This window comes from Methanolobus vulcani, assembly GCF_006546655.1.
Classification (GTDB): Archaea; Halobacteriota; Methanosarcinia; order Methanosarcinales; family Methanosarcinaceae; genus Methanolobus; species Methanolobus vulcani_A.
Genome location: NZ_VIAQ01000019.1, coordinates 254,869 through 278,882, shown reverse-complemented (window position 1 = coordinate 278,882; position 24,014 = coordinate 254,869). Strand labels below are relative to the sequence as shown.

Sequence of the window (24,014 nt, the reverse complement as noted above, 5' to 3'; positions counted from 1 at the left end):
ATTGTCATTCCATTGTACAAGTATATTATCTTGTAAATTCTAGTGTCTGTTAGATATATGTCAGTGTATTTCTAAGATGGATTAATCAATTAAAGTGTCTAGGCTGATGCAGAGGGCAAATCTCTAAAAGGAGTTAAAATGAAGTAACTAGAAATATCGGAGTCACCAATTTCTGACAGTAATACTAACAGGGCACTTAAGGACGCACCGGATGCAGCCGATCAGTAAAAGGATTTTATTAAACTCAGTAATCATAATATCAAACAAGTATTTTTTTAAGTTAATATTTGCATCTGTAAAACTAACGCAATCATCATGTAAATAATAAAACAAAGCTTATGTAGTTATAATGTAATTTATGTATGGGGAATATAATAAAAATTATTTTTTTGTAAAAGTTCTTCAAGAAAAATGTATTATTCTTTAATGGTTGAATAGGACAATGTTTCATGAAACTTGATATAATATCAGAAGAATGTATTTTGGCATATGATAATCATTTATGGGATATTATTAAAGAAATTGATATTTCCAAGTATTTGAATCCGATAAATTCGGAAGAAGAAAAGAAAAAGTTTCTTAAAGAATATGAGTCCGGAAATTGTTATAATCCTCAATTCAAGTATGAAGTATTTGATGAAAATCTTGAATTATTGTACAATGAACTATTACTGATTAGAGATCAATTTCATGAATGCAAAAATTCTTTATTTGCACCTTATTACATAAAAATAATTGATGATTTAGTATTAAGGATAAATCTTTTTAAGGACAGGAACCAGCCAAATTTTGGAGGGAATGTAACAAATTTGTATGGTAGTCCAAGTAATCTATTAGTAAAACAAGCAGAATCAAATTTGTTAAAATATCAAAATATCAAAGAAAAACAACTAGAAAGTTTAACTCCTGAAGCGGTTCTTAAAATTTTTAAAACAGAAATGGAAAAGTTCGGATTAAATTGGGATTTCGAGATACTCACAAGAGCTAGTGCTAAACTATCTGTAAATGCTTCTCAGAATACAATAAAAATCAATGCTTCTGAAAAATTTTCAGAAAATAATATGAAAAGATATATTTTTCATGAAATTAGGACTCATGTATTTAGAGCTGAAAACGGTAAATTGCAGCGATTTTTAATATTTAGGAATGGATTTCCCAATTATATAAATACTGAAGAGGGTTTAGCACTATATGTTGAAGATAAAAATGGATTAATAACCCCTGCAGATATTAAAAGATATAGTGCAAGGGTGATTGCTGCAAACGACAGTATTAATTCGTCTTTTTTTGATGTTTTTAGTAAATTAGTGAATTATTTCTCCCCATCGGAAGCTTATTCGATAGTCCAACGAGTAAAAAGAAGTTTCATGGATACTAGTATGGCAGGAGGATACACTAAAGATTTTGTATATATGGATGGTTTTCAAAAAGTGAGTTCATTTTTGAATGCAGGTAATTCTATTGAAGACCTTTTCGTTGGAAAAATTGGTCTAAATGATGTTGATATTATTCAAGAATTAATCAATCAAGGTGTTGTAGTTAAGCCGAAATATCTACCATTTAACAAAACCTAACAAAATATTATTGATGACATTAAATAAAGGCTGATATCATGGTAAGTAGCATAAGCGATTCACTTCTAAATTCTATACTTGACCTTAATAGTTTAGTAACTGGAATTACCATAGCTATCATTGGATTTGTATTAAAATATTACTCAATCGATAAAAAAAATGAAAAGAAAAGTGAAAAGGAGTTCCTAGCTAAAACCAAATCTTCTTTAATAAACGCAGACAGTTTGGTAAAAAAAGATATGCTTTTGGAAGCATTATCAGAGTATAAAGCCATATCAAAGAAGGTTTCAGCTGAGAAATATCCAAAAGAATATGCTCATGCAAAAAATGGAGAGGGGATTTGTAGTCTTAATCTCAGTAAGATTGACAATAGAGAAAGGAATGTTGCTATAGCAATCCGTGCTTTTGAAGAAGCTTTAGGAGTTAGAACAGTTGATAAATATCCAGTTGATTTTGCTGAATCGCAGAAATATCTTGGAGATTCTTATAGACAACTTGCTAGGGTGAGGGATAAAGAAGAGAATCTCAATCTTTCAATTCAAAGTTTAAATGAGTCATTGAAAATTAGAACGTGCGATAAATTTCCACTTGATTATGCGATTACTATGAGTAGTTTAGGATTAACTTATAGACTTTTATCAGATGTTCGAAATAAAGAACAAAATCTAGATACATCTATACGTGCTTGCAAAGAAACTTTAAATTATCTGTCAATTAATGAGAAGGCTTTTTATTATGCTGAAGCACAAAATTGTCTTGGAGCTGCGTACAGGAATTTGTCTGATGTTCGAAATAAAGAACAAAATCTAGATAAATCTATTCATGCATATACCGAAGCATTAAAAGTTAGAACTGTTGAAAAATACCCTATTGACTATGCAAACACTCAAAATAATCTTGGGATTGCATATGGAAAACTTGCAGATATAAAGGATAAGGAAGAAAATCTTGTAAAAGCAATATGTGCTTATGAGGCAACATTAAGTATTAGAACTGTTGATGCTTATCCATTAAGCTATGCATTAACTCAGAGCAATCTTTCAATTGCATATAGAAAATTAGCTAATCTTCGTGACAAAGAAAAAAATCTTAATAAAGCAATTCATGCGATAGAAGAATCACTGAAAATCAGAACTATTGATAGATATCCAATTGCGTATTCAGCAACCCAATCTGAAGTGGGAATTATCTATACAAAGTTAGCAGATGTTCAAGACAAAGAAAAAAATCTTAATAAAGCAATTCATGCGATAGAAGAAGGACTGAAAATCAGAACTATGGATAAATATCCAATTAACTATGCAAAAAGTAAAAATGATTTAGGAGTAGCTTTTATCAAACTTGCTGAAGTTAGGGACAAAGAAAAGAATCTATCTATGGCGATACGACTTTTTGAAGAATCACTGAAAATCAGAACAGCTGAAAAATTTCCAATTGATTATGCTGAAACCCAGAATAATCTTGGAGATGCCTATAGAAATCTAGCTGCTGTTCGCGATAAAGAAGACAATCTCAATTTAGCGATTTTTGCATTTGAGCAGGCTCAAAAACATTATGGGTTAAATGAATGTTCATCTCTTCAAAATGAAATTATATTAAAAATCGAAAATGTTAAAAAAATGATGGATGACGATTGAATTTATTTTCATCCTAAATGCTCTAACTTAACATTCGATAGCAATTATCAACGGCGTTTAATTATCGTCACTTTCGGTGGTATAAAAAGAAGATTTTTACAGATTCATGGTGTCATAAATAATTAATATGCATAAATTCAATAGCTAATTGTATATTTTTAACGTGCGGCTGTGGTCTAGCGGTCATGACCGGAGCTTCCCAAGCTCTGAACCCGAGTTCGAATCCCGGCAGCCGCATCTTATTGAAGAGATATATACAACGGGAATAAATGTACTTTAGAAAATCTCACAATCCCCTATTAAAAATCGGTGTAGAAACAGTATCTTTATCATATGTTCTCTCTTTATACAGCAGTTAAAGGTGAGTGAAAACAGTGAAAGTTGCCTGCATCCAGATGAATGTCTCTGTCTGTTCAAAACATGATAATCTTCAGCATGCTCTTCAGATGGCAGAAGAAGCAGTTTCCAGAGAAGCTGAATTGCTTGTTTTACCTGAAGTTTTCTCCACCGGTTTTTGCTATGATCGGATAGAAGAGATTGCAGAAGATGTTCCCGGACCAACAATTGAAGCTCTCTGTGACTTTTCACAGGAACATGGCTGCATTCTGGCAGGTTCAATGATAGAACGAAGAGAGAAGGATGCATCAGATAAAGAAGATCAGGCTCCATCTCAATATAATCTTGGTTTTTGTATCGAATCAGGAAAACTGGCAGGTTCACACCGCAAGGTTCAGCTATATGGTCCTGAAAAAGAATACTTTGCATCTGGAACCAGCATAGCTCCTATAAAACTGAAAAAGCACGACATTTCAGTCGGACTTATCGTATGTAATGAACTTCGCTACCCGGAAGTTGCACGAAAACTGGCTGTTGAAGGAGCAGATATATTTGTATCATCTGCCGAGATCCCGGATTTTTACGCTCATCCCTGGCGCATCATGTCAATTTCAAGGGCAATTGAAAACCAACTTCTTCATGTAGCCTGCAACCGGGTTGGAAAAGGAAAGCGTACAATTTATCCCGGCGGTTCTTTGATTACTGATGGTTGGGGTCGTATTCTTGAAGAAGCCGGAAACGAGGAAACCGTTCTCATCGGGGAAATTGATCTTGACAAAGCAAAAGAGATCAAACAAAAAGGGTCTATTCTGCAGGATCTCAGGACTGATCTTTATTGAGTTGATTGATTGTTTATTATTTGTTTCTATTTTAATGCTAAATAATCACATTCCGTAGTGAATTAACTTCTGTTTTTATGCAATCAACATGCATTTAAAAGGATTAGTTCTTTTTGGTTCCTCTGCTACTAATAACACAAAAGTAATTATTATGTTTGTTCTATGTTATCATAATTAAACACATTTGGTTTGTAATTTATGATTTTTGAAATCATGTCTTATTGGTGGTACTGCTAATATCATAAGTTTCAAACAATCGGTTCTTAACTATAAATTTATACGAAGGCATTGGGAATATTTTAGAAAGCTATAACTAATATCACGTACAAAATATTTTCATGCGATGCAAGATCACCATTCGAAAAACATCGTCCAATCCCATTCATTATGATTACCAGTACGGTTTAGCTTCTATGCTATATCACCGTCTTGCCAATGCCAATATTACTCTTGCAAATGAGCTGCACAGCCATCAGGGATTCAAGTTCTATACGTTTTCCAACCTTGTTATCGAGGACTGGATTCCGAACAAATACGGCCTGAATTTTACGAAAGCACATTTTTTCATCTCTTCACCGGACCCGGAGTTTATTCGCAGTTTCACCGAAGGTTTGCTTATGGAGCCGGAATTTTTCCTCGGAAAAGGACAAAAAGCAAATCTCATTATTGAAAGTGCAGAGATCCTGCCCCAGCCGGAGTTCTCGGATACCTGCAAGTTCACAACCCTCTCTCCTCTGTATGTGAAGACCATGAGGAAAAAAGGTGAAAAGCTTGCTGAGTTCGACCTCTACCCAAAGGATGCCAAGTTCTATGAGAATCTCCACACAAATCTCTGCTCCAGATACGAGGAATACTACGGCCACAAAGTAGAACAGGATTTTTTCGATATCCTTGATGTGATGGATGTCAAAGCAAAACGCGTGTCCATAGATAACAGTTTCAGACGATGCAGCATGCTAAAGATGAAACTCGAAGCCAGCCCCGAACTTGTGAAGTTCGCCTACGATGCGGGGCTTGGGGAGAAAAATGCGATGGGATTTGGGTGTCTGGGGGTGGTGGGATGAATAGTTTCACCACGCTTAATAAATGTTTATGTAGTAATAACCATTATTCTTTAATTGTTAAATTTATTTCAGCATGTACGGGGAGAAAAAATGTATAATTTTATTGTGAATCTGTTTTCTGAAGATGACTACGATGCTTTGCTGAATGACGAAACATCAGATCAAAAAATCGGTAAAACAAAAGCATTGATCGTCCCTCCAAATATATCTGATGAACCATTTGTAATTGATCCTGCTAACCTTGAAGACGAATTTGATCAAAGACCTTGGCTAAAGGTTTATGGTTCTAAGTACTTTAAATCCGAGAACTTCATTCGTCCAACCCATAATTCAAGTAATAACATTGGTGGGAATAATGCATTATTGAGTCATTCATTAACTCATTACAAAATAACAGATGCTTTTATTGATAAAGATGAGAATAATAAAGCTGTAAAATATTCAAATGATAATATTGTCATAACAATCCCACATGAAAAAATTAATAATTATAAAAAATCGTCTGCTGAAATTAAATTATATGCTCCATTTTTATATATATGCGATAATGTGTTCAATTTTTTCATTAATTTCAATAATATAAACCCTGATAATAATTTTGATTTAGCGCAAAATGATTATGTCATTTTTTTGAGTAATGAAGAAGATGTGAATTCATATCTTGATGCTGTGTCATCTTATACTGTGGATAAGCTTTTGAAATACAAAACATTTGAAGATGAATGTGATTGCTGTGGCTTACATGATCAACTTTATATGTTATCTCAAGGAAATTTATTTGACCTTCAAAAAGATAGAAAGTATTTGCTAAGACACCCTACCAGATATAAAACGAATTTGAAATCAAAAAACCCTGAAAATTTTAATGTATGTGGCAAATGTGCCAAACAAACATACAATTTTTTTGAATATATCAAAGCCTACAAGTTTTATAGGTATGTTTTCCCCACTTCTATAGGTGTTACAAGCAATGACTACAAAGATTATTCATCAAAGCCACTTAGTATTTTGAAAATGCTAAATCATTTATATAATTCAAATCGTTTCCAAGCGTTTGACTATGTGATGATGCTTACCGACCCTAAAATAGAGAATATCGAGTTTATCTATGTAAGCAATTTTGATTATGAGCTCCATAATGAATATTCTTATAATGTAGAGGATTTACTTATATATTCTGCACTAAAAGAACTGCCTTCAAAAGATAAAGATGGAGAAATCACACGTATTGGGAATCTGAGAAACAAGTCCATCTTTTTAAGAGAACTTAATTTGCTGTTTAATAACACTCTTGTTGGTTCACTTTTTGAAACGGATCCGTCAAAATTGATTAAGAGTCTTCATCCATTTTTGAAATTAAAGCTAATTGAATATAACTCAGTTATTTGCAATTATATTTATTATCAAAATAATTCTTTGTTTGAAGACAAAATTTTCACCAAACTGTTTAGAGAGATTCTATCAGAAACAATAAGAAATTCCAAATTCCGTGATGAACTAAAGATCAGTTCTAACAAAATTCGCTTTTTCCTTATAATTTATTATAAATACTTATCAATGGAACAAAATGGAGGAGATATTATTACAGAATATATGTCATTGAAAGAAAAAATGGATGAAAATGATTCTTTTAAGATAGAAAATGATTTTGAAGCAAGTTACTGCATGGGACAAATATTCTATTATTTGCTTCAAGTTTCAAAAGGACAAAATACATTGGAACTTTTTACAAAATATACTATGAATGTACATGATATGGAAATGCTTAAAAGTAAATTGATTACAGTTCTTGAAAAGTATTCCCATAATGAATATCTTGATGGGAATCGCAAGTTCCACAATATGATGAGTGGTGTCCTTGCATTTGAATTCAGTAAATCCTATGATAACAACAAAATTCCCCTATATACAGGCTACTTTGATAATAATTATTTGTACTATTCAAAAAAGGAAGGAAATGAAACTGAATTACAGGAGGAATCTGAATGAATTATAATGGGTTAGTAGTTGTAAACGCAAAAAATGCAAGTTTTAACGCAGGTTTTGATGGTTTGCCAAGAAGACTACCAAATGGTAGAATATTTGCTACGGATAAAGCATTAAAATATTGCATCAGAGAATATCTATCTGATAATGAAGCTGTTTTTGTTCAGAGAACACAGAAGGCACATGAAACAAAAGACGGAGTTGTCCAAAGATATCTTACTCTTAAAGAAAACTACCTACTAAAATGCAATAAGACTTCCATCCCAAAAAGCGAAATAGAGATTATAGAAGACTTAAAATCATTTATTGATGTTCGTCTTTTTGGTGTTGTTTTTGCAGTTGATAGCAATATTTCTATCACAGGACCATGTCAAATAAACTACGGTGTAAACCGTTTCGAAAATTCAAGTATCTACTCATCTGATATTCTTTCTCCATATAGAAATCCAAATGAAAAAAGCAAAGATAGTCAGCAGACAACCATAGGTTCAGAATCCAGGGCAGATGATGTCTATTATGTGTATGATGTTTGCCTTAATATGAACTCTGCACAAAAACAAGGAATTGATATCTCTGATACAGACATTGAAAAATTAAAAAATGCTCTGAAATATTCAGTGGGAAAAGTAACTTCAACAACTATGTTTGGTTGTGAAACGGTAAGTATGGTTTGGTTTGAAAACAAAGATAATCATATCTTTAATAATCTGAATTCGCAGGTCAACGTGTATGAATCTGATGGAAATATTATTGTGGATTATTCCAAAGTTAATGATATAATTAAAGATAGAATCAACAAAGACTCACTTGAGCAATACAGCAATAAAGTTGAGAACATTGGCATTTCCAATGCGCAATAAATATAAAAGGTATTCAGGTGATACTATTGAATACAACACTTGAATCTTTTTCATCAACAAATGGTAAAGCTTCTGGGCAGCCAAATAAAGTACTTATATTCAGACTGCATGGGATATTTGCCCATTTTAATCAGCCAATTAGTAATCGTTTTAGAAATACGTATTCGATAATTCCAAAACCTCAATTATTAGGAATTATTGGTTCACTCATAGGTCTTAGCGGTTATAAAAATTCAGATACATGCCCAGAATTCTATTCAAAATTGCATGATTTAAAAGTATTCATCAAACCTAATGGATCAGCTAATAAGAAATTTGTAGTCACATACAACAGTCTCAATAGCTTTCTAAATAATAGAGTAGACACAGGCTCTCCTAATGTGATGATAAATGAACAAATCCTTCAAGACCCAGATTATGAAATTGGATTGCTTTTAAATGACAATGATTCGCTTCACTCTCTGATTATTGAAAACATCACTCAGAATAAAAGCGTATTTCCAATATATCTGGGCAAAAATGAGTTCTTTGCCAGTATAGAGTATATTTCATTAAATGACTATGAAGTGAACTCTGAGAAAGAAGTAAGTTGCTCCAGTATATTTCCTTTTGATGAATTATCAAAGGAAACAACTCGCAATTTAAAACTGGAGTTGCTTCCTATAGATTTTGATGATATGTTTAAGTATGTGTATTGTTTGATGGCAATTCCACAAAATGAAACTAAGATTGAACTAAAAAACCCAGACAATTGTATTGTGTCAGAAGGTAGTGCATATTATGTGTTCTAACACCTTCAAAGCACTTTTTGACACAATTGACAAAAGTCTATTTCCATTCAATACTTATCATTCTGCACATCGAAAAGACAATGATTTTGAATTATTAGAAGAACATTCCCAGTTATGCGGGGAATATTTTCTACATTTAGTTGATAAATTAGGACTTGAACCAATTTTTGATGATTTTATAGATGGACTGTTTGGTGAAAAAAACAAGATAAGTGTTAAACAAATTTTGCTCTATATGGTCTATTATCATGACATCGGAAAGTTAAATCCTAATTTCCAACAGGTTAAAGTGCATAATAAGAAAAAGTCAGCTAACAGCAAACATAGTTTTTTTTCAGATAGAGTACTAAGCTCGTATCTCTTAGACAAATATCCAGATTTAGAAGGACCAGTTTACTTAGCTGTTAATATTGTCTCAAAGCATCATACAAGACTTGGTGATTTTTCTACAAAGAACTATGCTGAAAGCTTAGATGAAAGAGAGATTATAGAAGAAATTATTCAAGAAGTGGGAATAAACGAAATTACAATCTCTAAACAATCAAAAGATGATTTTTTCTGGGAAGAATATAATTGGCAGAAAATGTTTCTTTTTGTAAAGCTATCCTACTCCCTTCTGGTGCTTAGCGATTCCTATTCTACTTTGCATTACTCTCAATCATTGGATTCCATGTACGAATTAAATGTCATAAGCAAAGATATTCATGAAAAAATGGCAAAGTCGTATTCGATGATCTCATATAATAGAAATATCGATGCCATATCTCCTGTTAATATTGAGTCTTGTAATGACATCAATGAAATACGAAAAGAAATTCTTGTTGAATGCAGTGTGAATATAGAACGTTTGTTGCAAGAAGAACATAAAATCTTCATGATGACAGTTCCTACAGGTGGCGGAAAAACAAATATTTCAATGAATCTGGCTTTAAAGATACTCAAATATGATGAAACTATAAGGCGAATTTTCTATGTCTTTCCATTTATCAATATAATTGAGCAAAATTATAAAGTAATTGAGCGATCATTATTTGATGAATCATTTTTTTCAGAGAGAGTAGGTATAATCTCTGATATTTATTCCAGATCATATGTTGATAAATTTAATGAAAATGAAGATACCAATATATCTTATTTTAAGAAAATGAAAGTAATTCAGGATGACAATTTCTTAAATAATTGTGTGAATGTGATTACCAATGTTAATTTCTTCAATTGTTTTATAAAAACACATGGGAACAATCGCTATAAGATTGCAAGTTTATGTAATAGTATTGTAATTATTGATGAAATTCAGACCTTAAGTGATAGGAATATACGCACTTTTTATAATTTCATAAAAGAAACAAGTGAATCTTTGAATATATATTACATTATAATGAGTGCAACTCTTCCTGATATTAATTATTTTATAGATAATTCTAACGCTGTACAACTTATAGATGATGCGCAGAAATACTATAATCATCCTGTATTCAAAAGAAATGAAGTTATTTTTAGAAAAGATATCAATGACATTGATGGTATTAAAAACCTCTTAATTGAAGAAATCGAAAAAAATTATGTCACTGGACCTGTAAAAATACTAATTACACTCAATTTGGTTGCAACTTCAGCAAGAATATATGAAGAACTGAAATATGATGAATATTTTGATGATTTTTCATTTTATCTTCTAAACAGCACTACTTCAAATCTCCGACGAAGAAAGATGATTGAAGAAATTAAAGATAAAAATAATGATGAGCGAATTATAATTGTGTCAACTCAATCAATTGAGGCTGGCGTGGACATTGATTGTGATTTTGGAATTCGGGATTATTCTATATTGGATAGTATAGAACAAGTCTCAGGCAGGATTAATAGGGAATGCAATAATAACAAGTCTAAAATATCAAAACTTTTTATTATCAAATATAAAGAGAATCGAATTGCTGATTCAAAAAGAATATATGGCAATCAAAAACGCTACACTATTTTGCAAGATAACTCATCAATAAATGAAGAAGAAATAATAGCATTGAAGAGGTTTGACACTTACTATTCCACTCTTTCAAACGAAGTAAAAAAAATAGCCAATGATAGTTTATCTTCAGTAAATAGAGAGATAGCTAACCTTCATTACCAGTCTTTAAGTAGTGAATTAGATGTCATTGACACTAAAGTTGAAAAAATAGATATATTTATTTTTGATCTGATTTCACTCGATGACTTGTCTGAATCTGACATTGGTAATATCAAGTCTTTAATATCTGATTCTGATATCCAAAAATTTACAGCAAATCGAAGCATCATTTCTGATGGGATGATAATTACAGAAAATGTATACTGGGCATGGAAAGATATAGTCACAACTACTAATAAGTTTGAAAATATTTATGTTATACGAAAAATCACAAGTTTGTTAAATCAATTCATAATTTCAATAAACAATATTAAAAGTGACTATGGAAGCTTGCGCGATTATCTGGAAACTGAGGGGTTTATTGAAGTCGATGATAAATTTGATATCATTGTATCCACTCCCAAATTTTCAGAATTCTACTCTTTTGATAATGGATTGAATGTACTTGAAATTAAAGAAGCAATGAAAAAATCATCATGTGGTGTAATAATCTAACTGATTATTTAAATCATTGACTAAGGCAATTAAGAAATAGTTCAAGTGGTAAAATGGCAGATTCAAAAGGTCATCAAAATTTAGAATCAAATTCTGACAACCGCCCTCTCACTCCCCACATGAAAATAACCGGTGTGAAAATCAACTACTACCACATCTGTCACACCAAGCTATGGCTTTTCTCTCACAACATCGCCCTTGAGCATGAACATGAGAACGTCAATATTGGCAAACAACTACACGAAGAGCGGTACACCAGAAACAAAAAGGAAGTCACAATAGACAACACCATCAGTATCGACTTTGTGAAGCAGCACAATGGTGTCATGGAGCTTCATGAGATAAAGAAGACAAAAAAGATGGAAGATGCTCACCTGCGCCAGATGTTGTACTATCTCTACTACCTCCGAAAAAGAGGAATTGAAGCCAGAGGTGTTATGAATTATCCACTGCTGAACCAGACAAAAGATGTAGAACTGACACCGGAAGAAGAAAAGAACATCGAGGATGACATCAGGGGAATTGAACAGATCGTCACCGGCAGGATGCCGCATCCCAAACGCATACGCATCTGTCCTAAGTGTGCGTATTTTGAGTTCTGCTTCTGCGGAGAAGGGAGTGAGGATTGATTTTGTTTAATTTCAATCACTGATGAGGAGAAGGAACAAGATGAGAACAGATTATTATATCCTTCAGGATGGAATCTTAAAGCGAAAAGAAAACACAGTCTATTTTGAAAACAAGGAAGAAAAGCGCGCTTTACCTGTAAACAAAATATATTCTATCTACGCATACGGAAGATTATCATTCTCATCAGGTGTCGTGTCATACCTTTCAAAAAACGGAATTCCAATACACTTCTTCAATTACTATGGTTTCTACGAAGGCAGCATGTATCCACGGGAGACCTTAATAAGCGGCGACCTTGTGATACAGCAGGCTTCTTATTATCTTGATAATGAAAAGCGCATGGAACTTGCGGGCAAATTCATAGAAGGCGCCTGCGGTAATATCCTCAAGAACCTGGGGTACTATTCAAGGAACAAAGAGGACATTCAGGAAAAACTGAATGAACATATATCTTCGATAGAATCAGAGATACTCCGCCTTCCTGAATCCGTATCCATACCTCAGATGATGAATGTGGAAGGGCGAATGCGTAATATCTACTACAGTGCCCTTGATGAAATATTTCCCGAAGAATACCGGATAGTTACACGAACACGCCGCCCCCCGGGAAACAAAATGAACACGCTTATCAGCTTTGGGAATTCCCTCATGTACACAACTGTGCTTTCTGAGATCTATAACACTCAGCTAAACCCTACAATATCCTACCTGCACGAACCTTTTGAGCGCCGTTTTTCTCTTGCTCTGGATGTCAGCGAGATCTTCAAGCCCATAATTATTGACAGGATCATACTCAAACTCGTTAACAAGAATATGCTTGATGACAACTGCTTCAGGGGCGAGATCGGGGATATGCTGCTGAGCGAGAAAGGCAAGAAGATATTTTTGCAGGAATACAATGATAAACTGGGTACCACTATCAAACACAAAGGTTTGAAGCGCAATGTATCATATAAACGGCTTATCAGGCTGGAACTTTACAAATTGTCAAAGCATGTGCTTGATGATGAGGAATACAAACCTCTGATTATGTGGTGGTAATATGTACGTGATCATTGTCTACGACGCGGGAACGGAAAGGCTAAACAAGATACGCATCTTCCTGAAACAATATCTTAACTGGGTTCAGAACAGTGTTTTTGAAGGGGAGCTCACTAAAGCTGAATACATGAAGGTACTTTCAAGATTGAAGGAACTGATTGATGATGATCTTGATTGCATATTTATTTATCATGTAAGGGACAAAAAATACCTTGGCATTGAAGAATTGGGCACCAGAAAAGCTGAAATTGATTCAATAATCTGATTTTTCGTGGATCTTTATATACCTTCCACCTAATCAACGTTCCACGAAATCCTTTATTTTTATTTCCGTTAAAGAGTCGATTTAAAATAGTATTAATATCTTCTTTTTAATCGATAAATCAGCGCCAAGCTAAGTTCTCATCGGTTTTGCCGCTTTAATTGTTGCAAGCTAAAAGACGCTAAAATAAGCCAAAATTCGCTTGGTTAAAATCAGACCTTAGAGGGATTGAGTATGAGAACTCTCCTTGCTTCACCGGTTGAAAGGTGTTAAAAGGTTAAAATCAGACCTTAGAGGGATTGAGTTGATTTATACACAGGTCTGTATAACATGTCTGTTGTCGTTAAAATCAGACCTTAGAGGGATTGAGTTAAAATCAGACCTTAGAGGGATTGAAACCTACGACTACAATCAGATAGGTCAAGAGGTTCTGGAGTTAAAATCAGACCTTAGAGGGATTGAAACGAATATATCATAGGGAAATATGGCAAGAAATATTCGTTAAAATCAGACCTTAGAGGGATTGAAACGAAAGATCCTAAGTTTTGTCTGGGTCAGCGTTACAGAGTTAAAATCAGACCTTAGAGGGATTGAAACGCCGTCAGGTTGGGTTGTCATGCTGCTCTTAATGAGTTAAAATCAGACCTTAGAGGGATTGAAACGCCGTCAGGTTGGGTTGTCATGCTGCTCTTAATGATCGTTAAAATCAGACCTTAGAGGGATTGAAACGTTAGTACAAATCTTTCGCTTACCATTTTCTTAACCGTTAAAATCAGACCTTAGAGGGATTGAAACGAGGATGCTGTTAAGCTCATAGATAAGAGAAATGCACGTTAAAATCAGACCTTAGAGGGATTGAAACGTTGCATTATTATGAAGCTCAACAAGTGCATTTCTCTTGTTAAAATCAGACCTTAGAGGGATTGAAACGAGTTTTTGAAGCTATACTCTGAAAAGCTCGCTGAAGTTAAAATCAGACCTTAGAGGGATTGAAACACAAAAATAGTTACTCCGGAATATATCATAGGGAAATAGTTAAAATCAGACCTTAGAGGGATTGAAACTTTAATCATCGCTCCTTATCTTATTATAATAATACAGTTAAAATCAGACCTTAGAGGGATTGAAACTCATGGTAGTAACCCAAGTAGTTATCGCAGTCATGATGTTAAAATCAGACCTTAGAGGGATTGAAACTACAAAGATCGATCATTTTCTTAAAGGACATGTACGGTTAAAATCAGACCTTAGAGGGATTGAAACTTGCAAGCAAGCAACATCATGCTTATCATAACGGGATGTTAAAATCAGACCTTAGAGGGATTGAAACCAAATATGCAATTATCGCAAGCAATACCATAATACCGTTAAAATCAGACCTTAGAGGGATTGAAACGATAATCAAGTGTATCGTTAATACCCTCTTCAATGTGTTAAAATCAGACCTTAGAGGGATTGAAACAGAGGACCGTTAGAGCGAAGATTAACGACACATTGGTTAAAATCAGACCTTAGAGGGATTGAAACAGTGTTAGTGCTCGCTACTTCTGACAACAATATCAAGGTTAAAATCAGACCTTAGAGGGATTGAAACTTAATCAGCAACGTTTCTCCGAGCAAATACACGCCTGTTAAAATCAGACCTTAGAGGGATTGAAACTAGGTAAAATCTCAAGCATTGTTTTCATTTATACGCGTTAAAATCAGACCTTAGAGGGATTGAAACTGCAGTATTTGGGGATCACTCTTTGGGGTCTCTTTCAGGTTAAAATCAGACCTTAGAGGGATTGAAACGCTGCTGTGTATGGTTCCCTTTATGGCGTCCTGTTTATGTTAAAATCAGACCTTAGAGGGATTGAAACCAAGCATAACAACAACATATTCGGAGTCATTAACAGGGTTAAAATCAGACCTTAGAGGGATTGAAACTTATAGGGCTCGAAATACTCAATAGGAATAATAGAGTTAAAATCAGACCTTAGAGGGATTGAAACCCAACTGCGGGCATCTTTAATACGAAAACAAGAAAAGGGTTAAAATCAGACCTTAGAGGGATTGAAACATTGAATATTCGGGAGATTCAAGGACATTTTCAGTGTTAAAATCAGACCTTAGAGGGATTGAAACTTAAACCAGTCTCCGCGACTGTAGTAATCGATTACATGTTAAAATCAGACCTTAGAGGGATTGAAACTATGATAAAGCAACATCATGATACTCTTGCAATTCGTTAAAATCAGACCTTAGAGGGATTGAAACGTTGGAATATCAACTGGATTGGGAGAAGAACCTGGGTTAAAATCAGACCTTAGAGGGATTGAAACTATGATAAAGCAACATCATGATACTCTTGCAATTCGTGTTAAAATCAGACCTTAGAGGGATTGAAACAAGTTTCTGTTTCCACGATGGTAAACTTTGGTATTTGTTAAAATCAGACCTTAGAGGGATTGAAACGAGGAAGATGTCTCCAGGCTGTGGCCTGTTGATTTCGTTAAAATCAGACCTTAGAGGGATTGAAACCCGGAATAGTTCAAATACAATGCAGTTATGAAACCACCGTTAAAATCAGACCTTAGAGGGATTGAAACCAAACCCAACCACAATACTGAACGAGTCGCAAACATTGTTAAAATCAGACCTTAGAGGGATTGAAACAGCATTGAGTCATTAGGATCATCCAGGAGCTTAAGGGTTAAAATCAGACCTTAGAGGGATTGAAACATTATAAATGAACAAGTGTGGGAAGGAACTTGCAGAGTTAAAATCAGACCTTAGAGGGATTGAAACGAACTTATCCTATGACCATTAGTAGACGTAACACCAGTTAAAATCAGACCTTAGAGGGATTGAAACGTTTGCAGACCTCTACTCTGAAAACTCTGAGGACGAGGTTAAAATCAGACCTTAGAGGGATTGAAACAAAGAGAAACCTGTATCAGAAAACGAACCAGCACCAGTTAAAATCAGACCTTAGAGGGATTGAAACTCTTTTAAGTTTGTCATTTAGAAGCCCCCTAAAAAGTTAAAATCAGACCTTAGAGGGATTGAAACCATAAAACCGGATACCTTCACTATCATGTATTATTCTATTAAAATCAGACCTTAAAGGGATTGAGTTATAATATCTTATAACCTAATTATCTTAGGAGGAGAATTAACATGCCAAGATATTGTAAGATATGTGGAGCAAAAAGTGGAAGATGTAATCACCTGATAGTTGATTTTGGAGAAAGGGAAGAGGAAAACAGCAAGAATGAGGAAGATTCTCAAAGCTCTGATACCAAAAAATGATTTTTGAAATCATTTATGAAAATCTCTTTTGTAAAACGTGATTTATATGATCCTTAAATTCAAATCTTTGAGTCCTGAAATATCAGATTCTGCTTTCGTGGCTGATAATGCAATTGTGATTGGTGATGTCGTTCTGGGCGAAGAGTCCAGTGTGTGGTTTGGCGCTGTTATTCGTGGTGACGAAAATCCAATTTGCATAGGCAAACGGACAAACATCCAGGACAACGTAGTGATACACATTTCTGACACGTCTCGTGTAGACATAGGTGACGATGTGACAATTGGTCACTGTGCTGTGGTTCATGGTTGTAAGATTGCCAATAATGTTCTCATAGGAATGAACTCAACAGTACTGGATGGTGTGGAGATTGGCGAGAACTGCATCATAGGGGCAAATGCACTTGTCCCTCCGGGGAAGAAGATTCCTGCCGGAAGCATGGTCATGGGAGTTCCTGCAAAAGTTGTCAGGGGGCTTACAGAAGATGAAATTGCCGGCATAAAAGAGAATGCAGCTGTTTACGTAAAACTGCTGCATGAATACAAGGAAACCGATTGAGTAAAACGAAAAAAAGTATTTGGTGCAATGTCACTTTAGAAACCAAAGCGTACCATTGCCACAAACATAATAATTCCAAATATACAAAGTGCTCCGAAAATAAGAACCATTTTCTTTCTGAGCTCTCTTTCCTTTGGTGTAAGGGGTCTTAACTCATTTTCGTGTTTCTGCTCATTGCGTGATCCCAGAAAGGTTCCAATTATAAGACCTACTATATATCCGTAGAATATATTGTGTATAATTAACGCGATTGGGATGCCTATTGCAATACCTATTGCAAGCCCCTGGCCCATATAATGGCCTCTGGGATATTTTCCTGTACGGTTGTATTCTTCTTTCTTGAGCTTGAAAGCAAAATACGACATTACAAGTCCTGCAAGGAGTATTACAAGGATTATGACCATCATAATTGTATAATTCATAACCCTGCTTTGTTTCCTTTCACTTAATAGTTAACGGATAGCAGTGATTTTTCTCTCATACATATGGTGTTGTAGTTGGTGTTGTAGTCTTTAGTTTCAAATACTTGTGAATCATATTATATAATGGAGTGAATGGCTGTCTGTGCACAGGGGATGTCACAGTTCAGCATAAAATATGTTTGCTTTCAGGGAGTGAATAAATGAAAGTAGGAGATATAATGACCACAGATCCGGTCTGTGTGAAAGAAAGCGATCTTATGACACATGCCAGGCATGTATTGCGTGAAAATCATCTTCATGGACTTCCAGTACTGGATAATAAAGGCTATGTGTTGGGAATGCTTGATGATCAGGATATTCTGAGAATGCGCTCGAACAAATCAGAAGTAACGGTTGGAGGCTACATACGTGAAACACCTCTGATCACACCTGATACTGATGTTCGTGAAGCTGCAAAACTTCTTCTTCAGGCAAGACAACACCGTTGTGCAGTTGTAAAGTCATCAACTGACAGAACGATTGTGGGTATTCTAAGTGATAAGAATATACTCAGGAATGCCCATGTATCAAAAATGGAACCTAAGGCAGTGTCTAATGTAATGAATTCCCGGATTCAGACCGCTTATCCGGATGATAGCATTGCAAAGATCTGGGGAAACATGCTTGAATGGGATTTCTCTGGAATACCGGTAATCTCTCATGAGAATGAAGCAATGGGAATGATAACCCGCAGTGATATCATAAAATCAGGTTTTGCCAGGATAAGGGATCACTCCGGTGATATGCACAACAACGGTTCGGGAGATTCTCCAAAAGTAGAGCGTGTAATGTCCACTCCGCTTTATTCTATCAGTTCTGATACTACTATCTCAAAAGCCATTGAATCATTGAATCGCCACAATGTGAGCCGTATCTGTGTAACGAACGATAATAAAATCATAGGTATGGTCGATCGCTTTACAATGCTAAAGGAATGTGTGGATGGCCTTGGTTATTTGTAATCTCAACAAATATGGTTAGAGTTTAGACATGCCACCAGCAAGGAAAGTGAATACAGGATGTTTTTGTATCACTTTTCTTTTATCCTGCAATCGCCTTTGCACATATTTCTTACATACTGTTCCACTGAATCGTAATTTTGCGGTGTGCAGAAGATAATGCTCTTTTCTGCAAATCCTGCTTTAAGTGCAATTGTCTTAAATTTAGGGTAAAATGTGGCTTTATTTACATTCTTCCATTTAATATTCTGGTTCTGGTGGGAAGCCGCCAGGAGTCCGGTACCGGCAGCAGTTGGATTTCCTGTAAGCAGTCCGGCGAATATAAGCAAAAAGTTAATTTTACTGTTCTTTGCATTCTGGTTCTCTCTGGTAATGGTACTTACACCTTTGCCGTCAAGGTTGTAAGTAAGCATGTATTTGTTGCCGTAATATGCAATAATAAACAGTGCTGTAAACAGGAACAGTATTCCAATCAACATGAGTGCGTATTTTGCATCCCTGGCGTTGCTACTTGTGGAATACGCATTTCCACTTAAAATTGAAGGAAGTGTAATAAACGCTACGATAGCAGCTGTTATTAACGTAGCAATTCCAAAAACTCTCAGCAACTCATTAAGTATGAACCTGTTAGTTAGTATCGAAACATCGATGTCCCATTCAATATTTTTTTCGGAACTCATTTTCCACCCAGCCTTTTCTATTATAATTATCCACTGCAATTTAATATAATCCAATGTATTTTATATAATACGATGGTCAATTTTGTTTCCAGCACCCGGAATCCTGAAATCCCTGCCTGAGGCGTTCTATCTGGAGTCTTTTTGCTTCCCGGTAGTGTCTCCATAAAATATAGAATCCAACAGTTGCGATGGATACCTGACCGGTGAACACATTGAATACTGTTACGGGGAACATTGATAGGACGTCAGGCAGTCCGTTCCATAATCCATGCAGGACGGCCACTGTTATGTATGCTCCGATGACCTTGGGGTTAATGTGGAAATTTTGCGGACCACTTTCCCTGAACATTGTGCTCACAAGTATTGCTGTCCATGTACCATGTCCGATTGGTGCGATAACTCCTCGTACCAGTGTTATAATCACTGTTTGTGAGAGGCTTCCTCCACTACTGAGGTACGCTGTGAATGCGTATCCTGTACTTTCCAGAGCTGCAAAACCCATTCCCGAAGCTGCTCCCAGGATAAGTCCATCCATTTCAGAATCGTGGAAACAGCGTTTGGCAATTATAATCACCCCTATTATTTTTGCAAACTCCTCGATAAGGCCCACTTCAAAAGAGTAAAATAACGATTTTTGTGACAGAAATATTGGTTCAAGGGTTGCTGCTGCTAAAACTCCCAGAAGTCCTCCGTAGAAAAATGCCCATGCAGTTGTTGGCATATCCAGTTTGCTAAGGTGTCTTCTTTGGTAGAAGAAAGCAACATAGGTGATCGGTACCAGGAAATTTCCGAGCATAACAACTGTAGGGAAGATGTTGGTGTTGCGGGTTGCAGCAAGTGCAAAAACCCCGAATATATAGAGGACAAGTCCACCGGTGAAAACTTTAAGCCATGAAAGTTTCCTGTTATTTTGTATCTCTTCAAAATGGGTTTGCTGTTTATCAATGATGTTTTCCGGTAGCTCATCAGGAGTCGTTATATCCATTTTATCCCGTTACCTAAGTTCTCCACAATTCTACAGTATATCAAAGCTTATTTTTATTTAAAGATACTTTGGTGTATATCTGCAAGGGGGTTGCAGATTATGTGGCTCAAAGTCAGTAGTTTATTCAGTACAAATCTATGGAGATATCAATATGTCAGTAAAGGACGATACATTATCAGAATGGGAAAGGAACCAACTTCTTGCAGCCTTACATGCCAGACTTTTCTGGGTAGGAGAAGAAATTCCGTATTCTATCGAAGTTAATGGTAATAAATGCAAGTTGCATGAACTTGTATGGCAACTGATAAACAAGGAAAATCTCACCGATGAAGACAGAGAGCATATTTCTAAATACATAGCGTATCTCAGGGAAAGAGAGCAGAAAGATGAAACAAAACTCAAAACTGCAAAACTCACAAAAAAAGAAGCAAAAGATCTATTCAACGAGACCGGTGGCATTTTAAGAGCTCTTATGGACCTCAGGGAAATAGAGGATGGGACGGTCAAGGAAAAAGAAAAAGAGTTTCATGATATTTTTTCTAAGGAACGTGTGGCTGAAGCTCGCAGATGGCTCCAGTTCCTGCATGATTCCGGCGGTCTGGAATAGTTCTTCTTTATATTTTATGTGTAATGTTTGCACGCCACGCATTATCTCATAATGATGATAATCATTAGATACAATTGTATAGATATATTTATATAGTTTGTTATATTTGTAGAGTATGCAGTCACAGCCAAAACGCAGGCATGTGACAAAGAAATGTCCCAAAATGGTACGATATGGACATCATTAAACCCGCCAAAAAACAAATTGGATTGCATAGGAATGTGGGATGAAGATATCCCCCTCAATATCTTCATGTTGCACACGCCCACATTCCATCTGTCAATCAGGAGTATGAGCAAAGGCAGGGAGTAAAATAGCATTCAAAAGAATGCGGGGTTATTGTCATTCATTTACTCAATGCCTTAGTTACCTTCTTCTATTCTTTTTGCACTTTCATACATCCAGTTTGCATCATCCTTTCTTCCCATAAGCTCAAGAACATATCCCAGGTTCTCAAGTGTAATTCTCACATAGGATCTGTATGTCACGTTTTCAGGATTCTGGTCCATTATTGCTGCATATGAGCGCAGTGCATTTTCATAGCTCTTCTTTGCTTCACCATACATTCCTGCATTCAGGAAAAAGGCGCCCATGCCATCAAGCACACCTGCGTGGTCAAGTTCATATTCAACATTGGAAGGGTCAGCTTTCATAAGGTTCCTGTAGGTTTCAAGAGAAGTGAGGAACCTCTTTTCAGCTTCATTTGCAATTCCAGCTCCGACTGCCAGTTCAGCAAGCCTTGAATTAAGTGCTGCTATTCTTTCTACAGAGAACAGGTTTTCAGGTTCCAATGCAGCAAGTTCTGAATATGTTTCAAGTGCATAATTACACATATAACCGGATTCTTCGGTTTCACCCTTCTCTGAAAGTGTATATGCAATGCCATCAATGACAGATGCTTTGTTAACAAGTATCTGAATATTGTCAGGGTATTTTTCTGCAAGAGCGTTGTATTTTAAGAGCAAGAATTCCAGGACTTCAAGCTTTTTATCGATCGGCTGGTTTGAGGCAGACATTTCCATCTTCTCAAGCAGTTTTATGATTTTAGGAATATACCTGCCTGAATCTTCCTTCATCTGGAGTTGCTCATAAAGGTTCAGTGCTTCTGTTAACTGTCCCATTGCAACCATAATGTCTGCTTTCTTTCCCTGTATCTCTCTAATTCTTCCTGCATTCTTTCCTTCCAGATCAGGGAGAATTCCAAGAAGTTCTGCTCTGATCCCAAGAATGCGGTCATATTCCTTTGCAATGAAATCAACATCGCCGGTATGATCTGCTTTCTTTTCAAGCTCTAAAAGAATGATGTCTATCCTGTCTGAAAATTCCCTGTCAGTCTCTCCACTCTTAATAAGTTGCATATAGCTTATCAAAGCCTCATCATAGCGCCCAAGATCAAATTGTGCCTTTGCTGTGTTCTTCAGAACCTCATTCATCTTAGAATCATCTCCAGTTGCATGCTTTACGGTTTCATATATGGATAAGGCCTTCTTGAAATTCTCAAGGGCTTCAGAATAACGTTTTTCTTCAGCAAGGATAAGTCCTGTTTCTTTGCAGATATCTGCACTGATAAGTCCGAGTTCAAGGTTATCCTGGCCAGGTTTTCCTATTTTGTTTCCAAGTTGTTTGTATAATTCAAGTTTCGATTCGTTTTCATCTTTAAGTTCTATAAGAGCTAGCATGTCTTCAATAATAGCTACTGCAGCATGGATTGCATTATTATCATCGACTTCGTTTTGAAGGATATTTACAACAATATCTACTGATTCTTTTATGTTTCTAATTGCATCTTCAATATCACCTGAATCTTTCAGGAGATTGCCGATGATATCAAGTGAAAATGCTACATTAAGCTTGTATGATATGTTTTCAGGCTCTGAAGCCAGTATATATCTTGATGCATCAAGTATGATTCCGTATTTATCCATCAGCTTCTGAGTATCTTCCTCAGCTTCCAGAAGCCTGTTCATATCCCGAAGTATTCCGATACTTAGCTTACGGCCTGAATCTGCATTTTTATCATTGTCAATGAATGTAGAAGCAATTCCCAGTGCTTCTTCAAGTTTAGAGAATGCAGCATCTTTCTGACCTTCGTTCTCAAGTACGTGAGCACTGTTTTGCAGTATGGAAGCAACTTTCAGGGTTTTCTCTCCCTCAGCTTCTGCCTCTTTCATATACAACTGCAGCAGTTTTTCGTATTTCTCTTTCTCCATTTCGGATGCATCTTCCAGAGGAATGTTCAGCAGGTTCTCACGAATGGTTTTTTTCTTCCGTAAAGTGCCGTTTTCATCATGTGTTTCTACGTCAAGTTCTTCCTGGAGTTTAAGAGCCTCTTCAAAAGCATCAAATGCCTTTTCATATTTTCCGGTTTCAGCAAACAGGGCACCCATATTATTCAGAGTGGATACCATATTGGCGATATGTGAATGGTTGGATGGGTCTTTCTGTACAAGGTCCCTATAATTCTGCGCAGCTATGGCATACCTGTCGCCAGCTTCTATTTTCCTTCCTGTATTCTCAAGAGCAAGCGCCATATTACTGAACATATTTGCTCTCTGCTCCGGCAGCAGGTAATCAGGCTCATTTTCAACAATATCTGCAGCTTTAATGTATCTCTCCAGAGCTTCCTCTTTTTTTCCCTGTAAGAATAGCAGGTCTGCATATGTCTGTAACACTGCAACCTCTATCTGCGGTGAATCTGCATCTTTTACCTGTTCGGCAGCTTGTTTTAAAATCTTCAGTGCATTTTCATGCTGTCCTTTCTCAATAAGGCTTACTCCTTTGTTGAAGTGCCTGTATGCCATATCTCTTGCTTTTTTGGACATGTTGCTCTCG

19 protein-coding genes, 1 tRNA gene and 1 CRISPR repeat array are annotated in these 24,014 nt (G+C 35.7%); of the genes, 16 read left to right on the top strand and 4 right to left on the bottom strand.

Annotated elements, in window-relative coordinates:
• Nucleotides 1–449: 449 nt before the first annotated feature.
• From FKV42_RS12675 to FKV42_RS12615, 14 genes are all read left to right on the top strand, one after another.
• Complete coding sequence (locus FKV42_RS12675; protein WP_154810643.1) at nucleotides 450–1,574, top strand: tyrosine/phenylalanine carboxypeptidase domain-containing protein; 1,125 nt, start codon at nucleotides 450–452, stop codon at nucleotides 1,572–1,574.
• A gap of 38 nt (nucleotides 1,575–1,612) precedes the next feature.
• On the top strand, nucleotides 1,613–3,211 hold the full coding sequence (locus FKV42_RS12670; protein ID WP_154810642.1) for a tetratricopeptide repeat protein: 1,599 nt from the start codon (nucleotides 1,613–1,615) through the stop codon (nucleotides 3,209–3,211).
• 165 nt (nucleotides 3,212–3,376) lie between these two features.
• Nucleotides 3,377–3,448: transfer RNA gene (locus FKV42_RS12665), tRNA-Gly, on the top strand.
• 128 nt (nucleotides 3,449–3,576) lie between these two features.
• On the top strand, nucleotides 3,577–4,386 hold the full coding sequence (locus FKV42_RS12660) for a nitrilase-related carbon-nitrogen hydrolase (RefSeq protein ID WP_196214137.1): 810 nt from the start codon (nucleotides 3,577–3,579) through the stop codon (nucleotides 4,384–4,386).
• Nucleotides 4,387–4,724: 338 nt separating this feature from the next.
• A complete protein-coding gene (gene cas6, locus FKV42_RS12655) occupies nucleotides 4,725–5,450 on the top strand; it encodes a CRISPR-associated endoribonuclease Cas6 (RefSeq protein WP_154810641.1) in 726 nt (241 codons plus the stop codon).
• Between the two features lie 90 nt (nucleotides 5,451–5,540).
• Complete coding sequence (locus FKV42_RS12650) at nucleotides 5,541–7,439, top strand: hypothetical protein (protein ID WP_154810640.1); 1,899 nt, start codon at nucleotides 5,541–5,543, stop codon at nucleotides 7,437–7,439.
• Nucleotides 7,436–8,296 carry a type I CRISPR-associated protein Cas7 gene (locus FKV42_RS12645; RefSeq protein WP_154810639.1) on the top strand — a complete coding sequence of 287 codons (861 nt, stop codon included), beginning with the start codon at nucleotides 7,436–7,438 and terminating at the stop codon, nucleotides 8,294–8,296. The genes FKV42_RS12650 and FKV42_RS12645 overlap by 4 nt, the downstream gene beginning before the upstream one ends.
• 26 nt (nucleotides 8,297–8,322) lie before the next feature.
• Entirely contained in the window at nucleotides 8,323–9,087 is a 765-nt protein-coding gene (gene cas5, locus FKV42_RS12640; protein WP_196214136.1) for a CRISPR-associated protein Cas5, read from the top strand.
• Complete coding sequence (cas3, locus tag FKV42_RS12635) at nucleotides 9,077–11,707, top strand: CRISPR-associated helicase Cas3' (RefSeq protein WP_154810637.1); 2,631 nt, start codon at nucleotides 9,077–9,079, stop codon at nucleotides 11,705–11,707. Before cas5 ends, cas3 begins: the two co-directional genes overlap by 11 nt.
• Before the next feature lie 53 nt (nucleotides 11,708–11,760).
• Entirely contained in the window at nucleotides 11,761–12,336 is a 576-nt protein-coding gene (cas4, locus tag FKV42_RS12630; protein WP_154810636.1) for a CRISPR-associated protein Cas4, read from the top strand.
• A 40-nt stretch (nucleotides 12,337–12,376) separates the two neighbouring features.
• Nucleotides 12,377–13,378, top strand: a complete 1,002-nt coding sequence (gene cas1b / locus FKV42_RS12625; RefSeq protein WP_154810635.1) for a type I-B CRISPR-associated endonuclease Cas1b — start codon at nucleotides 12,377–12,379, stop codon at nucleotides 13,376–13,378.
• Between the two features lies 1 nt (nucleotide 13,379).
• On the top strand, nucleotides 13,380–13,643 hold the full coding sequence (gene cas2, locus FKV42_RS12620) for a CRISPR-associated endonuclease Cas2 (protein ID WP_154810634.1): 264 nt from the start codon (nucleotides 13,380–13,382) through the stop codon (nucleotides 13,641–13,643).
• Nucleotides 13,644–13,845: 202 nt separating this feature from the next.
• A CRISPR array of direct repeats spans nucleotides 13,846–16,761; the repeat unit is 30 nt; unit sequence GTTAAAATCAGACCTTAGAGGGATTGAAAC.
• A 41-nt stretch (nucleotides 16,762–16,802) separates the two neighbouring features.
• Nucleotides 16,803–16,934 (top strand): hypothetical protein, encoded by a 132-nt coding sequence (locus FKV42_RS14265; protein WP_268865991.1) that lies wholly within the window; start codon nucleotides 16,803–16,805, stop codon nucleotides 16,932–16,934.
• 46 nt (nucleotides 16,935–16,980) lie between these two features.
• A complete protein-coding gene (locus FKV42_RS12615) occupies nucleotides 16,981–17,490 on the top strand; it encodes a gamma carbonic anhydrase family protein (protein ID WP_154810633.1) in 510 nt (169 codons plus the stop codon).
• Between the two features lie 35 nt (nucleotides 17,491–17,525).
• On the opposite strand, the gene FKV42_RS12610 is transcribed toward FKV42_RS12615, so the two are convergent.
• Nucleotides 17,526–17,897 carry a hypothetical protein gene (locus tag FKV42_RS12610; protein WP_196214135.1) on the bottom strand — a complete coding sequence of 124 codons (372 nt, stop codon included), beginning with the start codon at nucleotides 17,895–17,897 and terminating at the stop codon, nucleotides 17,526–17,528.
• A gap of 215 nt (nucleotides 17,898–18,112) precedes the next feature.
• Between FKV42_RS12610 and FKV42_RS12605 the strand changes: the two genes are divergently transcribed.
• Nucleotides 18,113–18,913: a CBS domain-containing protein gene (locus FKV42_RS12605; protein ID WP_230375698.1), complete on the top strand. Its 801-nt coding sequence runs from the start codon at nucleotides 18,113–18,115 to the stop codon at nucleotides 18,911–18,913.
• Between the two features lie 68 nt (nucleotides 18,914–18,981).
• Here the strand turns inward: FKV42_RS12605 and FKV42_RS12600 are convergent, their stop codons facing one another.
• Together FKV42_RS12600 and FKV42_RS12595 are read right to left on the bottom strand one after the other, a co-directional pair.
• The gene (locus FKV42_RS12600) at nucleotides 18,982–19,590 is read right to left on the bottom strand and encodes a hypothetical protein (RefSeq protein ID WP_154810631.1); all 609 of its coding nucleotides are present in this window, start codon (nucleotides 19,588–19,590) and stop codon (nucleotides 18,982–18,984) included.
• 76 nt (nucleotides 19,591–19,666) lie between these two features.
• Entirely contained in the window at nucleotides 19,667–20,575 is a 909-nt protein-coding gene (locus tag FKV42_RS12595; protein ID WP_154810630.1) for a PrsW family intramembrane metalloprotease, read from the bottom strand.
• 151 nt (nucleotides 20,576–20,726) lie between these two features.
• On the opposite strand from FKV42_RS12595, the gene FKV42_RS12590 reads away from it, so the two are divergent.
• Entirely contained in the window at nucleotides 20,727–21,182 is a 456-nt protein-coding gene (locus FKV42_RS12590; RefSeq protein WP_154810629.1) for a DUF5788 family protein, read from the top strand.
• A 362-nt stretch (nucleotides 21,183–21,544) separates the two neighbouring features.
• On the opposite strand, the gene FKV42_RS12585 is transcribed toward FKV42_RS12590, so the two are convergent.
• A complete protein-coding gene (locus tag FKV42_RS12585) occupies nucleotides 21,545–24,004 on the bottom strand; it encodes a tetratricopeptide repeat protein (RefSeq protein ID WP_154810628.1) in 2,460 nt (819 codons plus the stop codon).
• Nucleotides 24,005–24,014: the final 10 nt, after the last annotated feature.

Bases quoted from the DNA above. Each gene is read 5' to 3' on its own strand.
- FKV42_RS12675 (WP_154810643.1), top strand. From the start codon at position 450: ATGAAACTTGATATAATATCAGAAGAATGTATTTTGGCATATGATAAT.
- FKV42_RS12670 (WP_154810642.1), top strand. From the start codon at position 1,613: ATGGTAAGTAGCATAAGCGATTCACTTCTAAATTCTATACTTGACCTT.
- cas6 (WP_154810641.1), top strand. From the start codon at position 4,725: ATGCGATGCAAGATCACCATTCGAAAAACATCGTCCAATCCCATTCAT.
- FKV42_RS12650 (WP_154810640.1), top strand. From the start codon at position 5,541: ATGTATAATTTTATTGTGAATCTGTTTTCTGAAGATGACTACGATGCT.
- FKV42_RS12645 (WP_154810639.1), top strand. From the start codon at position 7,436: ATGAATTATAATGGGTTAGTAGTTGTAAACGCAAAAAATGCAAGTTTT.
- cas3 (WP_154810637.1), top strand. From the start codon at position 9,077: ATGTGTTCTAACACCTTCAAAGCACTTTTTGACACAATTGACAAAAGT.
- cas4 (WP_154810636.1), top strand. From the start codon at position 11,761: ATGGCAGATTCAAAAGGTCATCAAAATTTAGAATCAAATTCTGACAAC.
- cas1b (WP_154810635.1), top strand. From the start codon at position 12,377: ATGAGAACAGATTATTATATCCTTCAGGATGGAATCTTAAAGCGAAAA.
- cas2 (WP_154810634.1), top strand. From the start codon at position 13,380: ATGTACGTGATCATTGTCTACGACGCGGGAACGGAAAGGCTAAACAAG.
- FKV42_RS14265 (WP_268865991.1), top strand. From the start codon at position 16,803: ATGCCAAGATATTGTAAGATATGTGGAGCAAAAAGTGGAAGATGTAAT.
- FKV42_RS12615 (WP_154810633.1), top strand. From the start codon at position 16,981: ATGATCCTTAAATTCAAATCTTTGAGTCCTGAAATATCAGATTCTGCT.
- FKV42_RS12610 (WP_196214135.1), bottom strand. From the start codon at position 17,897: ATGATGGTCATAATCCTTGTAATACTCCTTGCAGGACTTGTAATGTCG.
- FKV42_RS12605 (WP_230375698.1), top strand. From the start codon at position 18,113: ATGAAAGTAGGAGATATAATGACCACAGATCCGGTCTGTGTGAAAGAA.
- FKV42_RS12600 (WP_154810631.1), bottom strand. From the start codon at position 19,590: ATGAGTTCCGAAAAAAATATTGAATGGGACATCGATGTTTCGATACTA.
- FKV42_RS12595 (WP_154810630.1), bottom strand. From the start codon at position 20,575: ATGGATATAACGACTCCTGATGAGCTACCGGAAAACATCATTGATAAA.
- FKV42_RS12590 (WP_154810629.1), top strand. From the start codon at position 20,727: ATGTCAGTAAAGGACGATACATTATCAGAATGGGAAAGGAACCAACTT.
- FKV42_RS12585 (WP_154810628.1), bottom strand. From the start codon at position 24,004: ATGTCCAAAAAAGCAAGAGATATGGCATACAGGCACTTCAACAAAGGA.